Below are 13,569 nucleotides of genomic sequence, written 5' to 3' on the forward strand. Positions count from 1 at the left end.
TCAACCCTCATGCCATGTCCGGCCGTCGCGCTCGATGAGGGCGATGGCCTGGCTCGGACCCCAGGTGCCGGCGGTGTAACCCTGCACCTGCTGGCCGGCCGCTTCCCAGCCTTTGAGGATCGGATCCACCCAGCGCCATGCGGCTTCCACCTCGTCGCGGCGCATGAACAGCGTCTGGTTGGAGCGGATCGTGTCGGTGAGCAGGCGCTCGTAGGCATCCGGATTGCGCACCGAGAAGGCTTCCGCAAAGCTCATGTCGAGCGACACATTGCGCAGCCGCATCCCGCCAGGGCCCGGATCCTTAATCATCAGCGACTGCTTGACGCCTTCGTCCGGCTGCAGGCGGATGATCAGTTGGTTGGCCGAAATGCGACCGGCAGCCGCGTCGAAGATATTGTGCGGGATCGGCTTGAAGGTGATGACGATCTCGGACATGCGCGCTGCAAGCCGCTTGCCGGTGCGGATGTAGAAGGGAACGCCGGCCCAACGCCAGTTGCCGATCTCGGCCTTGATGGCGACGAAGGTCTCGGTGTTGGAAACGCCGCCTTCGAGTTCATCGAGATAACCCTTGACCGGACCGCCCGCGGATGCGCCGGCGCGGTACTGGCCTCGCACCGTCATCTGCTCGACATTGGCCTCGGTGATCGGCTTCAGGGCGCGCAGCACCTTGAGCTTTTCGTCGCGCACCGATTCCGAATTCATCGAGGAGGGCACTTCCATGGCGACAAGGCAGAGGAGCTGCAGAATGTGGTTCTGCACCATGTCGCGGAGCGCACCCGCCGTGTCGTAATAACCGGCGCGGCCTTCGAGGCCGACGGCTTCGGCGACCGTGATCTGCACGTGGTCGATATGGTCGGCGTTCCACAGCGGCTCATAAAGCGCGTTGGCGAAGCGCAGCGCCATCAGGTTCTGCACCGTCTCCTTGCCGAGATAGTGGTCGATGCGGAAGATCTGGTCTTCGTGGAAGGCCTTGCCGATCATGTCGTTGAGCTGCAGCGCCGATGCGAGGTCGCGGCCGATCGGCTTTTCGACGACGATGCGGGTCGACCTGGTGATCAGCTTGTGGTCACGGATCTTTTCGGAAATCGGGCCGAAAATACCCGGCGCCACGGCCAGATAGAAGACGCGGATACGCTCCTTGCCATCGTCGAGCAGTTTCTTCAGTTCCGCCCAGCCTCCTTCGGCCTTTGCATCGACCGAGATGTAATAGATCCGCTGGAGGAATTTCTGGACTTCCGCTTCGTCGTATTCGCCCTGCTTCAGATGCTCTTTCAGGGCATCCTGGGCGAACTTGCGGTAATCCTCGTGCGAAAGCGCGCTGCGCGAGGCGCCGATGATGCGGGTTGGCTCGGTGAACTGCCCCTCGATCTGCCGGTGGTAGAGGGCCGGAAGGAGCTTGCGTTCCGCAAGGTCGCCGGTACCGCCGAACACGATACAATCAAAGGGTTCAACTGGGATGATCTGGCTGCTCATCGCTGTTCTTTCGTCCTGCATGGTTGGGTGCATACTTATTCTAATCGATTTAAAAACGCTAGCCCGAATTGGCTTCCGAAGTGTGTTGCGGACCCCGCTTGTCAGAGCCTGTCGCGCAGCGCAAACCACGTGAGGGCGAGGAAAAGCAGTGGGGTCCGCATGTGACGCCCGCCTGGGAAGGCGGGAATTTTGAGTGCGGCGAGGTGGTCGAGATCCGTCGCCTTGCCGCCGACCATATCAGCATAAAGTTTGCCACAATAGTTTGACAGCATCACACCATGGCCTGAATAACCGCCGATCGAGGTGACGCCGGGCATGACTTCGCGCACGAAAGGCTGGCGCGGCATGGTGATCCCGACATTTCCGCCCCAGGCATGGGTGATTTCAACGCCTTTCAGCGCCGGATAGGTATCGACGATCTGCTTGCGGATGGCATTGGCCGTGTCCGCCGGATTGCTCGAGGTATAGACCTCGCGACCGCCGAACAGCAGTCGGTTGTCGCGGCTCTTGCGGAAATACCGCACCACGAACCGCGAATCAGCAACGGCCTCGCCACCGGGAAGGACGCCCGGAAAATCGTCGAGCGGCGCGGTCGCGGCGATGAAGGAGCCGATCGGCATGATATGCGCGGATGTAACCGGTTCGAGATCGCCAATATAGGCATTGGTGGCGATCAGCACCCGATCTGCAGTCAGCGTGCCCTTGGGCGTCCGGACCAGGATCTTGCCGCCGGGTCCGTTTCTCGTTTTCTCGATGCCCGTCGCTCGGGTCATCTCGAAAATCTGCGCACCGGCCGCCTGCGCCACCCGCGGCAAGTCCGACCAGCAGCTTCAGCGGATGGATATGGCCGGTGCCGGTATCGCGCACCCCGCAATAATAATCTTTCGTGCCGAGCCGCTCGGCAGTCTCCTGGCCATCCATGAAGGAGATGTGCGGATAACCGTAACGCTCCGCGGCGATCTCGGCGGTCGCCCGATAATCCTTCTCGTGGCCCCGTTTGTGGGAAACGTTCATCTGTCCCGGCATGTACTCCATGTCGATGCCGTGGATCTCGGCAAAGTCGAGGAGATGCCGCTTGGCGTTTTCGGCCATGTCGAACAGTGCTCTGGAGCGCTCGTAGCCGATCTCCTTTTCAAGATCCTCCGGCCACCAGCGCTGCCCGGTACCCATCTGTCCGCCATTGCGGCCGGAGGCGCCGTCGCCGAACCGGTTGGCCTCGATCAGTGCGACGGAGATGCCGGCTTCTGCCAGATTATAGGCTGCCTGCAGGCCGGTATAGCCGCCGCCGATGACCGCCACGTCGACCGTCTTCGATCCGTCGAGCGCCGGATAGATCGGCCGCTCGCCGACTGTTGCCTGATACCAGGAAATCCCCGGTGCGATCGGGCTCTGCCATTCATCCAAGGAGCAGCCCTCACACGTTGAGAAGCAGGAATTCCCGCTCCCAGGGGCTGATAACCTGCATGAAGGTCTCGAATTCGCCGCGCTTGACGCCCGCATAGAGGCCGATGAATTCCGAGCTGAAGACGCTGGCAAGCGCCGGATCGGATTCGAGCAGCGACACGGCTTCGAGCAGGCCGCGCGGCAGTTCGATCGACCCCTCGTTGGCTGTATCCTCGGTCGGCGGTCCCGGCTCGATCGCGTTCATGATGCCGAGCAGGCCGCAGCCGAGTGAGGCCGCAAGCGCCAGATAGGGATTGGCGTCCGAGCTTGGCAGGCGGTTTTCCACGCGGCGGGCATTCGCATCCGAGACCGGCACGCGGAAGGCGGTGGTCCGGTTGTCGTAACCCCAGGCATTGTTGACCGGCGCCGACATGTCGGGCGTCAGGCGGCGGTAGGAGTTCACATAGGGGGCCATCATGGCGAGCGTCTTCGGCACATAGGTCTGCATGCCGCCGATGAAGTGGAAAAATTCCTTGGAAGCCGAACCGTCCGGGTTCGAGAAGACGTTCTTGCCGGTCTTGATGTCGACCACCGACTGGTGGATGTGCATTGCCGAACCCGCCTGGCCCTGCATGGGCTTGGCCATGAACGTGGCGTAGATGCCGTGTTTCATGGCCGCCTCGCGGATGGTGCGCTTGAACATGAACACCTGGTCGGCGAGTTCGATAGGATCGCCATGGCGCAGGTTGATTTCGAGCTGCGCCGGGCCTTCCTCGTGGATCAGCGTATCGATCTCGAGGCCCTGCTTTTCCGAGAAATGGTAGATGTCGTCGATCAGCTCGTCGAATTCGTTGATGCCGGCGATCGAATAACCCTGGCCGCCGAGGATGGAGCGGCCGGACCGGCCTTTCGGCGGATGCAGCGGATAGTCCGGGTCGTCGTTCTTGGCGACAAGATAAAATTCGATTTCCGGCGCCACGACCGGTTTCCAGCCCCGCTCCTCATAGAGTTTGAGGATGTTCTTCAGCACGTTGCGCGGCGTATAGGGAACCGCCTTGCCTTCGGTATCGACGATGTCGCAGATCACCTGTGCGGTCGGGTCGGTTTCCCAGGGTACAACCGAAAGCGTCGAAAGATCCGGCACCAGCTTCAAATCGCTGTCGCGCGGCTCGTAGCGGAAGGTGCCGGTCTCTTCCGGGTATTCGCCGGAAATGGTGTGCCGGTAGAGGGCCGACGGCAGCGCGAGCGAGGTATTCGAGGTGAACTTCGAAGACGGCATCATCTTGCCGCGCGGCACGCCGGCGAGATCGGGCGTGATGCACTCGATATCCTCTATCCCTCGAGCCCGAAGCCACGCGGCGGCCTCCCGCCAGTCCCCGACCCCTCTGAGCGAAGTGAGCGTCGGCTGGGCGGTCGCGGCTTTCGCCACGGTGCCGGTTGCGAGGGCGGGAGCGTTTTTTTTGCGCGGCATGACACATCGGGGTGAGGTTGATCGGATGTTCCATCATAACCACGGATTGACGAATGGCGAGGGGGAGACGCCATTGACTTTGAGTTGCCGATCGAAAACAGCAGATATCGAAACAGGGAGCATGCGGTGACGCGGAAATTCGATGTGGTGGTTTTGGGCGCCGGCGGGGCTGGCATGATGTGCGCCGTCCGCGCAGGCGGGCGCGGCCGTTCGGTGCTCGTGCTAGACCACGCCAAGGCGCCGGGCGAAAAGATCCGCATTTCCGGCGGCGGACGCTGCAACTTCACCAATATCCACGCGACCGCCAAGAACTACCTCTCCGCCAACCCGCATTTCGCCAAGTCGGCGCTCGCCCGGTACACGCCGCGCGATTTTCTGGACATGGTCGAACGCCACGGCATTCCTTGGCACGAAAAGACGCTCGGCCAGCTCTTCTGCGACGACAGCGCCAAGGACATTATCCGCATGCTGCTGTCCGAGATGAAGGCGGCGAATGTGGTGCTTGAACTGCAGAAGCAGGTCACGTCGATCGAGAAGACGCCAGAAGGTTTCCGCATCGGCACCTCCGATGGACCGGTGGAGGCGGCATCCCTGGTGGTTGCGACCGGCGGCAAGTCGATCCCCAAGATGGGCGCCACCGGTTTTGCCTACGATATCGCCCGGCAGTTTGGCCTGAAGATCGTCGAGACGCGGCCGGCGCTCGTGCCCCTGACGCTCGACCCGAACCTGCTCGAAAAGCTCTCGCCGCTTTCCGGCATCTCGGTACCGGCGGAGGTCCGCCACGGCAGGACTGCCTTCCGCGAGGCGCTGCTCTTTACGCATCGTGGCCTGAGTGGTCCGTCGATCCTGCAGATCTCGTCCTATTGGCGCGAAGGGGATGACGTGACGCTGATCATCGAACCCGACCTCGATATCGCAGCGATCCTCAAGACCGCCCGCAAGGTCAACGGTCGCCAGGCGGCGCAGACGGTGCTGGCGGAGGTGCTGCCGAAACGGCTGGCGCAATTCTTCGTCGAGGCGCGCGGCCTGACAGCCCACCTCGCCGATCTGCCCGACAAGGCGATCGAGGGCCTGGCCGCCTCGATCCAGACCTGGCCCATCCGGCCCGCCGGCTCCGAAGGTTACCGGACGGCCGAGGTGACGCTCGGCGGCATCGATACGTCCGAACTGGACTCGAAGACAATGCAGGCAAAGGCAATGCCTGGCCTTTATTTCATCGGCGAATGCGTGGATGTGACCGGCTGGCTCGGCGGCTACAATTTCCAATGGGCCTGGGCTTCGGGCCATGTTTGTGGGGACGCATTGTAGTATAAGTTGATTCAGCAGTTGTTAATGTGAGCGCCCCATCCTGCCTTAATGCCAGCCAATTCCTGTGGTTTAAGGCAGGCATGCGCTTCCTGCCGGTGGCGGCTGGAGCGCCAGAGCAACTTGCCTTGGAGTGCCGTTTCCATGCAGAGACCCAGCCGTGCCCGCGCAATCGCAATCGCTAAGGTTCAGGATAACCAGAAGCTCATTCGCCTGCGTTTTCTCGCGATCGCCGTCGGTGCAACGGCCGCGCTCCTCGCGCTTCCGACGCTTTTCTTCTAAGAGCTTCCGCTCTTCGATCTTATCGCGCGCCTGAATGGCGGCGGTCTTAAGCCACGCTCGCGAGCGCTGGCGGTTTATTCCGCGCATTTCCGACCTACGGTTTGCGTCAGCTCCGCACCTCGGCGGCCTCTTTAATTCAATACATTCAAATTTAGTAATTTTTCACTTCCGCCAGCGATATTCGGTCAGTTCATAGTTTTGTGGGGAAGCTGGCCTTTTATGATCAAAATCCTGCCGTCATCCGTGGTATCGCGGATCGTTCTTCTCTGCCTCTTGATGATCTTCCTCGCGGTGATGGCCGTTGGCGGTCTCACCTATGCCTACTTGCGCGGCGATATCATGGACACGGCGAGAGGAGATGCGCGCAAGGCGATACGCACCATGAGCCTGCTTTACGATCTTGAACTGGATGGCGCCAAAAGCGAGATCCGCGACGGCGCGGTCATCCGTGTCAGCCAAGGCGAGGGGACGGTGAAAGATCATGACATGGTCGATCGTACGGCAACTGCCATCGGCGGCGTCGCAACCCTGTTCGAAAAGAAGGGTACTGACTATGTCCGGATATCGACCAATGTGAAGACGGAAAAGGGCGAGCGGGCGGTCGGTACCAAGCTTGCCGCGGAGCACCCAGCGCAGCCGTTTCTGGCGCGCGGAGAGGCTTATTTCGGTCCCGCAGTGTTGTTCGGCAAGGATTTCATGACGGGTTATTTCCCGATCACCAATGCTTCGAACGGCGTCACCGGTCTGCTTTTCATAGGCATTCCGATGGAAGTCTATTTCGCCCATATCGCTACCGCGGGCTACGTCGTCATCGGCACGTCGCTCGCCGCTCTCCTCGTCGTCGGCATCGCAAGCCTGTTCGCCCTTCGTATGCTGCTCCGGCCGCTCGGCGTGCTGACCGGCACTGTACATGCGCTTGCCCAAGGCAATGACGCCACCGAAATACCCTATGCTGAACGCCGCAACGAATTCGGCAATATCGCCCGCGCCTTGGAAGTCTTCCGGGAAGCGGCGCGTGAGAAGCAACAGATGGAAAGCCGCAGTGCCGAGGATCGCGCCGAAGCGGAGGCCGAACGCCTTCGCAACGATGCCGAAAAACAACGTGTCGACCGTCAGATCGATACGGCCGTCAGCGAATTGGGTGCGGCTTTGGCCCGCCTAGCTGATGGCGATCTGTCGAGCACGATCGAGACGCAGTTCTCCGGTCGGCTGGAACAACTTCGCACCGACTTCAATGGCTCTATCATCCGGCTGCGCGATACGCTTTCTCACATCCGCCAAAGCACGCTCTCCATCCAGAAGAGCAGTGCCGATCTCAGCCATTCCTCGGAAGAGCTTTCGCGACGCACCGAAACCCAGGCAGCTTCCCTCGAAGAGACGGCCGCCGCCGTTGATGAGATCACCGCAACGGTCCGTTCTTCGGCCGAACGCGCCCACGAGGCCAACCGCGCCGTTTCGCTCACCAAGAAAAGTGCCGACAGTTCCGGCACGGTGGTGAGCAATGCGGTCGGCGCCATGGGACGCATCGAGGAGGCTTCGGGAAAGATCGAGTTGATCATCGAGGTGATCGACGACATCGCTTTCCAGACCAACCTGTTGGCGCTCAACGCCGGCATCGAGGCGGCCCGTGCCGGCGAGGCCGGCAAGGGTTTTGCCGTCGTGGCGCAGGAAGTTCGCGAACTGGCGCAACGTTCCGCCAGTGCCGCCAAGGAAATCAAGGACCTGATCACCCAGTCGAGCCGGGAGGTCGGCTCTGGTGCCGGCCTGGTGCAGGAGGCGGGCGAAGTGCTGGCGGCGATCAGCCAGCAGATCACCGGCGTCAGCCAGCACGTGGAAATGATCGCGACCGCCAGCCAGGATCAGTCGGCCGCATTGCAGGACATCAACAACTCCGTCAACCGCATGGACCAGATGACCCAGCAGAACGGCGCGATGGTCGGCGAAACCACGGAAGCGAGCCGACGCCTTGCAAGCGAAGCGGATGCCCTGCTTGAACTGGTAGAGCAGTTCCGCATCGATACGAGCAGTCGTTCCCGTTATTCTCGCGCTGCGTAATATTTGCGGGTGTCAAAGTAGGGGTGACGCCGCCTTTACGTCTGCTCCTGAGCCGTAGCAGGTCAGCGAACCAGCTCGGATAGGGCTGGGCGTAACGTTCATAGAAATCGTTTTCCGCGGCAATATCGCGACGGACGGACTTTGTTCCAAAGGGATAGGAAAAGGCAGCTGCGACGATGTTCTCATACATCGGAGTTCCTCCGTTTGTGGAAATCGTCTCCTTTATTAAACCTCAAAAACTGCTTCTTGTACCGTCAGATTCCGGCTATGCTTTTCACTGATGAAAAACGCCAACTGGGATGCCTACGAGCTTTTTATGCAGGTCTCGCGCCTCGGCGGACTGTCCGGGGCCTCGGGCGTCACCGGTCTCAGCCCTGCGACGGTCGGTCGGCGGATGCTCGATCTCGAGGAGGCGATCGGGCGCGCCCTGTTCCTGCGCAGCCGTACCGGCTATCAGCTGACCGCCGATGGATCTGCCTTGTTTGCCCAGATCCTGGAGATGGAAGGCGCTGCCCGGCGCATCGAAAGCTGGAAACGGGAAGGCGCCGGTTCCACGCTGGTAAGGGTTGCCTGCGGCACTTGGCTCGCCTGGATGTTCACGCGTAATCTATCGCTCATCCGCACCGAACGGGACGGTTTCCGCCTCGATTTCTATGTTGCCGAGCGACGAGCGAGCCTTGCGCATCGGGAAAGTGACATCGGCATCCGCGCGTTCGAACCGGACGAGCCGAACCTTGCGGCGACCAGGCTCGGCGAGGTCGCCTATGCGGCCTATCGGGCCCGCAACGCCCATCCCTCGGCTGCCGAACGCTGGCTTGCGGTCTCGGAGGAGGACGCGATTTCCGCCTATTTGCGCTGGCCGCATCAGGAACGGGGAGGTCAGGTGGTCGTCACCGTCAACCGCCCGCGTTCTCTGCGCGATCTGGCACTTGGCGGCGCAGGGACCGCAGTCCTGCCCTGTTTCGTCGGCGATCAGGACATGCGGCTGGAGCGTGTCGGAGGAGAGATCGAAAGCCTGCGCCACAATCAGTGGATCGTCATGAACAACGACGATCGCCACCGCCGGGATATCCGCGCGGTGGTCGATCGGATGGTGAAGTTCGTCCGCGGCCACGGCCCGCTTTTCGCAGGCCGCCAGCCTTAAACCTGTCTTTCGATCACTGCATCCGGTTGGTGACGACGACCGGGATCATCAGGTCGCCCCAATGACCGCCGCCGCCGTGGTGCCGGGCGGAACGGACGAGCTCCACCGAAACCCCGGCCTCGACCGCCTTCATGATTGCATGGTTGAGGCGGTGCAGATCGTTGGCAAGCGTGCGGATCGCTGCCTGCTGGTCGGGCGTCATCGCCGTCGACTGCTCTTCTGCGCGTTCCTTGACGTGGGTCTGGATGTTCATGTCGGTTCTCCTCCTTGTGATGGGGTTCAGGCTTATTCCGCAGCCGGCCGGAATTGGTCGTGCTCCGTGGATTCCTTCATTGCGGTGGTGGACGAAAGTCCGCCGGTAATTGCCACGGAGACAGCGTCGAAATAGCCGGTGCCGACCTCGCGCTGATGTTTGGTGGCGGTATAACCGTTGATCTCGGCGGCGAATTCCGCCTCCTGCAGCTCCGAATAGGCCGCCATCTGGCGGTCCTTGTAGCCACGGGCGAGCTCGAACATGCCAAAATTCAGCTGGTGGAAACCGGCGAGCGTGATGAACTGGAACTTGTAGCCCATCGCACCCAGTTCCCGCTGGAACTTGGCGATCGTCGCGTCGTCGAGGTTCTTTTTCCAGTTGAACGACGGCGAGCAGTTATAGGCGAGCATCTTGCCGGGATGCGCCTTGTGGACCCCTTCCGCAAACCGACGGGCCTGTTCGAGATCCGGCTTCGAGGTTTCGCACCAGATGAGATCGCAATAGGGCGCATAGGCGACGGCGCGGGCGATGCAGGGTTCGAGCCCGTTCGTGACCTGGTAGAAGCCCTCCACTGTCCGGCCGGCATCGTAGTCGACGAAGGGCTGGTCGCGCTCGTCGATATCCGAGGTGAGCAGCTTGGCCGCTTCTGCATCGGTGCGGGCAATCACCAGCGTCGGCGTGCCCATGACGTCGGCGGCAAGCCGCGCGGCCGTCAGGTTGCGAATATGTGCGGCGGTCGGGATCAGCACCTTGCCGCCGAGATGGCCGCACTTCTTTTCCGATGCGAGCTGGTCTTCGTAATGGACGCCGGCGGCGCCCGCCTCGATGAATGCCTTCATGATCTCGAAGGCGTTGAGCGGCCCGCCGAACCCGGCTTCCGCATCCGCAACGATCGGCGCGAACCAGGTCTCGACCGAAAGACCCTTGCCTTCGGCGGTCTCAATCTGGTCGGCACGCTGCAGGGTGCGGTTGATGCGCCGCGCCAGTTCCGGTGCCGCATTGGCCGGATAGAGCGACTGGTCCGGATACATGGCGGATGCGGTATTGGCGTCGGCCGCGACCTGCCACCCGGAGAGGTAGATTGCCTTCAGCCCGGCGCGGACCTGCTGCATGGCCTGGTTGCCGGTCATCGCGCCGAGCGCGTTGACGAAGTCTTCGCGGTGCAGCAGCGACCACAGCCGGTTGGCGCCCATCTCGGCAAGCGAATAACGGATCTCGGCCGAACCGCGCAGCCGCTTCACGTCCTCGGTGGAGTAAGGGCGTTCGACACCCTCGAAACGCCCTTTTTGAGCGCCTGGAACCAGCGTGTAAAACTCTGTCATTGCTTTCCTCCTATGTAAATCGGCGAGCCAAGATATGGCGCTTTTGATGTGACTGAATTTACAGAAAAGAATGCTGCACTGCCAGAAAAGATACAGAATTGAGGGTATGAAAGGGGTTAGGTTGTCTTGTCTTTCACAAAGGGTTCTGTGAAGATGTCACAATGGTAAATGCGGCGAGCTGGCCGATTTTGTAAAAGCGGTGACAAAAGTGGCGGAGCGAAAGATTTTTGCCGGCCCGCGGGTACGGCGGGTGCGATTGGGGCTTGGGCTCACCCAGACGGCCATGGCCGAAGCGCTCGGCATTTCGCCCTCCTATCTCAACCTCATCGAGCGCAACCAGCGGCCGCTCACGGTCCAGCTCCTCTTGAAGCTTGCCTCGGTCTACAAGGTCGATCTCGATACGCTGCAGGGGGAAGGTGGCGGCCTTGCGGGGCGGCTGCGCGAGGTGTTCGCCGATCCGCTGCTGGCGGGCGAGATCCCGGGGGATCAGGAAATCATCGAGGTGGCGGAAGCCGCCCCCAACGCGGCGCTGGGGCTGATGAAGCTCTATCGCGCTTATCGCGAGCAAGCGGCCCGGCTTTCCGATCTTTCCGATCTGCTGGCCCGCGAGGGTCACGAGACCTCGATCGCCGGCACGCGCCTGCCGATCGACGAGGTGCGCGAGACGCTGCAGCGCCGCCCCAACTTTTTCGCGCGCATCGAGGACGCGGCCGAAACCTTCGTCGCTAGGCTAGGGACCGGCGACGAACTGCCTAGTGCCTTGAAGGCCTGGGCGAAGAACGAGCACGGCATCGTGGTGCGTACGCTGCCGGTTCATACCATGCCGAACCTGCGCCGGCGGTACGACCGCCATTCCATGCGGCTGTTTCTGTCAGAACGGCTCTCGCCCTTCGACCGGACGCGCGAGCTTGCCATGGAAGTGGCGCTGCTTGCATTGGGCCAGGAGATCGCCGCCGAACTCGATGATCTAAAACTTTCCACCAACGAGGCGCGTCGCATCGGCCGCTTCGAGCTCGCCCGTTATGCCGCCCATGCGCTGATGATGCCTTATGGGGCTTTTCTCACGGCGGCCCAGCGTGCCCGATACGACCTCGACGTATTGCGCTCCCGTTTCGACGTGTCGTTCGAGCAGGCCGCCAACCGGCTGACATCGCTTGCCCGGACCGGCACGCCGGGCATTCCGTTTTTCCTGATGGAAGTCGATCACGCCGGTAACGCCATCCGCCGTGCCGGTGCGCAAGGGTTCCCGCAAGCACGTTTCGGCGGGCTCTGTCCGAAGCTCGGCCTTCATGCCGCCTTCCTTCAGCCGGGGCAGGTTCTCGTCGATCGGGTCGAGATGCCGGATGGCGCCGCATTCCTGACGCTGTCGCGCACGCTCGAAGGTCCGCAATCGGGATTCGGCGAGCGTATCCGCCGTACGGCAATTCTTCTCGGCTGCGATCTGTCGAGTGGCGGCGACACCGTCTATGGCGAGGCACTGCCGGGGGCCGTCGGAACGGTGCTTGCCGGCACCGCCTGCCGGCTCTGCGAAAGGCAGGGTTGCCTCTCTCGCGCCGAGCCTCCAGTCACGAGACCGCTCGGTCTGGATGAGATGGTGACCGGTCTCAGTGCCTTCGATTTCCAATGAGTTTTGCGGCGGCGCACATTCCCCCTTGTGGGGTGTAAAATTACTTTTTACTCTCGCCGAAAAATATAAGGGAATTAGGCGCGATTTGACGATTGCGCAGACAAAACTGGAACAGGAGAGATCATGAAAAGTCATTTGCTCAGCCTTGCCGCCGCAGTTGCCGCGGCGGCTTTCGCCGCGACGGCTGCTCTGGCCCAGGAGCGTGAAGTCCGTGTCTACAACTGGTCGGACTATATCGATGAATCGATCCTGGGGGATTTCACCAAGGAGACCGGCATCAAGGTCATCTACGACGTGTTCGACAACAACGAGATGCTGGAGACCAAGCTTCTGGCTGGCGGCTCCGGTTACGATGTCGTCGTGCCGACCGGCCCGTTCCTGGCCCGCCAGATCCAGGCCAAGGTGTTCCAGAAGCTCGACAAGTCGAAACTGCCCAACCTTTCCAACATGTGGCCGGTGGTTACCGAGCGGCTGGCGAAATACGATCCCGGCAATCTGTATGCCGTCAACTACATGTGGGGCACCACCGGCATCGGCTATAACGTCGACAAGGTGAAGGCCGCACTCGGCGACGTGCCGATCGACAGCTGGAATGTTCTCTTCAAGCCGGAAAACGCCGCAAAACTGAAGTCCTGCGGCATCAACATTCTCGACGCATCCGACGAGACTTTTGCGATCGCGCTGAACTATCTCGGCAAGAATCCCGACAGCAAGGACACCAAGGACCTCGAAGCCGGCGGCGCCGTCTACTCGAAAATTCGCAAGTCGGTGAAGACCTTCAATTCGTCGGCCTATATCGATGAACTCGCCAATGGCGACAGCTGCATCACGATCGGCTGGTCGGGCGACGTGTTGCAGGCCAAGACCCGCGCCGAGGAAGCCAAGAACGGCGTCAAGATCCGGTTCGTCATTCCCAAGGAAGGCACGTATATGTGGTTCGACAACCTCGCGATCCCGGCGGACGCGAAGCATGTCGACGAGGCGCATGCCTTCATCAATTACCTGATGAAGCCGGAAGTCATCGCCAAGGCTTCCAACTTCGTTCAATACGCCAACGGCAACCTGGCTTCGCAGAAGTTCATCGACAAGGAAGTCTTGGAAAATCCCTCCGCCTATCCACCAGAAGACGTCGTCAAGAAGCTCTTCACCATTTCGCCATACGGGCCGCGCGAGCAGCGGGTCCTGAACCGGGTCTGGACGCAGATCAAGACCGGTAGCTGATCAAGGGCGGGGCAGGCGGAAACGTCTGCCCCG

Annotated in this window: 10 protein-coding genes and 1 pseudogene; 6 read left to right on the forward strand and 5 right to left on the reverse strand. The window is 61.4% G+C overall.

Annotated features, from left to right (window positions below):
• The 3 genes and pseudogenes from zwf to ACZ9IU_RS03850 form a co-directional block, all read right to left on the reverse strand.
• Positions 1-1,473 carry a glucose-6-phosphate dehydrogenase gene (gene zwf / locus ACZ9IU_RS03840; protein ID WP_038539846.1) on the reverse strand — a complete coding sequence of 491 codons (1,473 nt, stop codon included), beginning with the start codon at positions 1,471-1,473 and terminating at the stop codon, positions 1-3.
• A gap of 101 nt (positions 1,474-1,574) precedes the next feature.
• Positions 1,575-2,877: pseudogene (locus tag ACZ9IU_RS03845) on the reverse strand (NAD(P)/FAD-dependent oxidoreductase).
• A 10-nt stretch (positions 2,878-2,887) separates the two neighbouring features.
• Entirely contained in the window at positions 2,888-4,327 is a 1,440-nt protein-coding gene (locus ACZ9IU_RS03850; RefSeq protein ID WP_038539852.1) for a glutamine synthetase family protein, read from the reverse strand.
• 126 nt (positions 4,328-4,453) lie between these two features.
• Here ACZ9IU_RS03850 and ACZ9IU_RS03855 point away from each other — a divergent pair, with 126 nt between their 5' ends.
• The 4 genes from ACZ9IU_RS03855 to ACZ9IU_RS03870 all read left to right on the forward strand — a co-directional run bounded on the left by ACZ9IU_RS03855 (position 4,454) and on the right by ACZ9IU_RS03870 (position 9,113).
• Complete coding sequence (locus ACZ9IU_RS03855) at positions 4,454-5,635, forward strand: BaiN/RdsA family NAD(P)/FAD-dependent oxidoreductase (protein ID WP_038548722.1); 1,182 nt, start codon at positions 4,454-4,456, stop codon at positions 5,633-5,635.
• A gap of 141 nt (positions 5,636-5,776) precedes the next feature.
• On the forward strand, positions 5,777-5,914 hold the full coding sequence (locus ACZ9IU_RS03860) for a hypothetical protein (RefSeq protein WP_173426738.1): 138 nt from the start codon (positions 5,777-5,779) through the stop codon (positions 5,912-5,914).
• Positions 5,915-6,133: 219 nt separating this feature from the next.
• Positions 6,134-7,969 (forward strand): methyl-accepting chemotaxis protein, encoded by a 1,836-nt coding sequence (locus ACZ9IU_RS03865; RefSeq protein ID WP_038539855.1) that lies wholly within the window; start codon positions 6,134-6,136, stop codon positions 7,967-7,969.
• 280 nt (positions 7,970-8,249) lie between these two features.
• On the forward strand, positions 8,250-9,113 hold the full coding sequence (locus ACZ9IU_RS03870; RefSeq protein WP_038539858.1) for a LysR family transcriptional regulator: 864 nt from the start codon (positions 8,250-8,252) through the stop codon (positions 9,111-9,113).
• Positions 9,114-9,126: 13 nt separating this feature from the next.
• Here ACZ9IU_RS03870 and ACZ9IU_RS03875 read toward each other — a convergent pair whose 3' ends face one another.
• Complete coding sequence (locus ACZ9IU_RS03875) at positions 9,127-9,366, reverse strand: SMc00767 family acetate metabolism repressor (RefSeq protein WP_038539861.1); 240 nt, start codon at positions 9,364-9,366, stop codon at positions 9,127-9,129.
• Positions 9,367-9,398: 32 nt separating this feature from the next.
• Positions 9,399-10,688, reverse strand: a complete 1,290-nt coding sequence (aceA, locus tag ACZ9IU_RS03880) for an isocitrate lyase (protein ID WP_038539864.1) — start codon at positions 10,686-10,688, stop codon at positions 9,399-9,401.
• 208 nt (positions 10,689-10,896) lie between these two features.
• Here aceA and ACZ9IU_RS03885 point away from each other — a divergent pair, with 208 nt between their 5' ends.
• Together ACZ9IU_RS03885 and ACZ9IU_RS03890 are read left to right on the forward strand one after the other, a co-directional pair.
• Positions 10,897-12,315, forward strand: coding sequence for a helix-turn-helix domain-containing protein (locus tag ACZ9IU_RS03885; RefSeq protein ID WP_038539867.1), 1,419 nt, complete (start codon positions 10,897-10,899; stop codon positions 12,313-12,315).
• A 123-nt stretch (positions 12,316-12,438) separates the two neighbouring features.
• Entirely contained in the window at positions 12,439-13,536 is a 1,098-nt protein-coding gene (locus tag ACZ9IU_RS03890) for a polyamine ABC transporter substrate-binding protein (RefSeq protein ID WP_038539870.1), read from the forward strand.
• Positions 13,537-13,569: the final 33 nt, after the last annotated feature.

This window comes from Mesorhizobium sp. USDA 4132 (assembly GCF_056279545.1).

Coding starts and splice junctions, on each gene's coding strand:
- zwf (WP_038539846.1), bottom strand. CDS start 1,473: ATGAGCAGCCAGATCATCCCAGTTGAACCCTTTGATTGTATCGTGTTC.
- ACZ9IU_RS03850 (WP_038539852.1), bottom strand. CDS start 4,327: ATGCCGCGCAAAAAAAACGCTCCCGCCCTCGCAACCGGCACCGTGGCG.
- ACZ9IU_RS03860 (WP_173426738.1), top strand. CDS start 5,777: ATGCAGAGACCCAGCCGTGCCCGCGCAATCGCAATCGCTAAGGTTCAG.
- ACZ9IU_RS03865 (WP_038539855.1), top strand. CDS start 6,134: ATGATCAAAATCCTGCCGTCATCCGTGGTATCGCGGATCGTTCTTCTC.
- ACZ9IU_RS03870 (WP_038539858.1), top strand. CDS start 8,250: ATGAAAAACGCCAACTGGGATGCCTACGAGCTTTTTATGCAGGTCTCG.
- ACZ9IU_RS03875 (WP_038539861.1), bottom strand. CDS start 9,366: ATGAACATCCAGACCCACGTCAAGGAACGCGCAGAAGAGCAGTCGACG.
- aceA (WP_038539864.1), bottom strand. CDS start 10,688: ATGACAGAGTTTTACACGCTGGTTCCAGGCGCTCAAAAAGGGCGTTTC.
- ACZ9IU_RS03890 (WP_038539870.1), top strand. CDS start 12,439: ATGAAAAGTCATTTGCTCAGCCTTGCCGCCGCAGTTGCCGCGGCGGCT.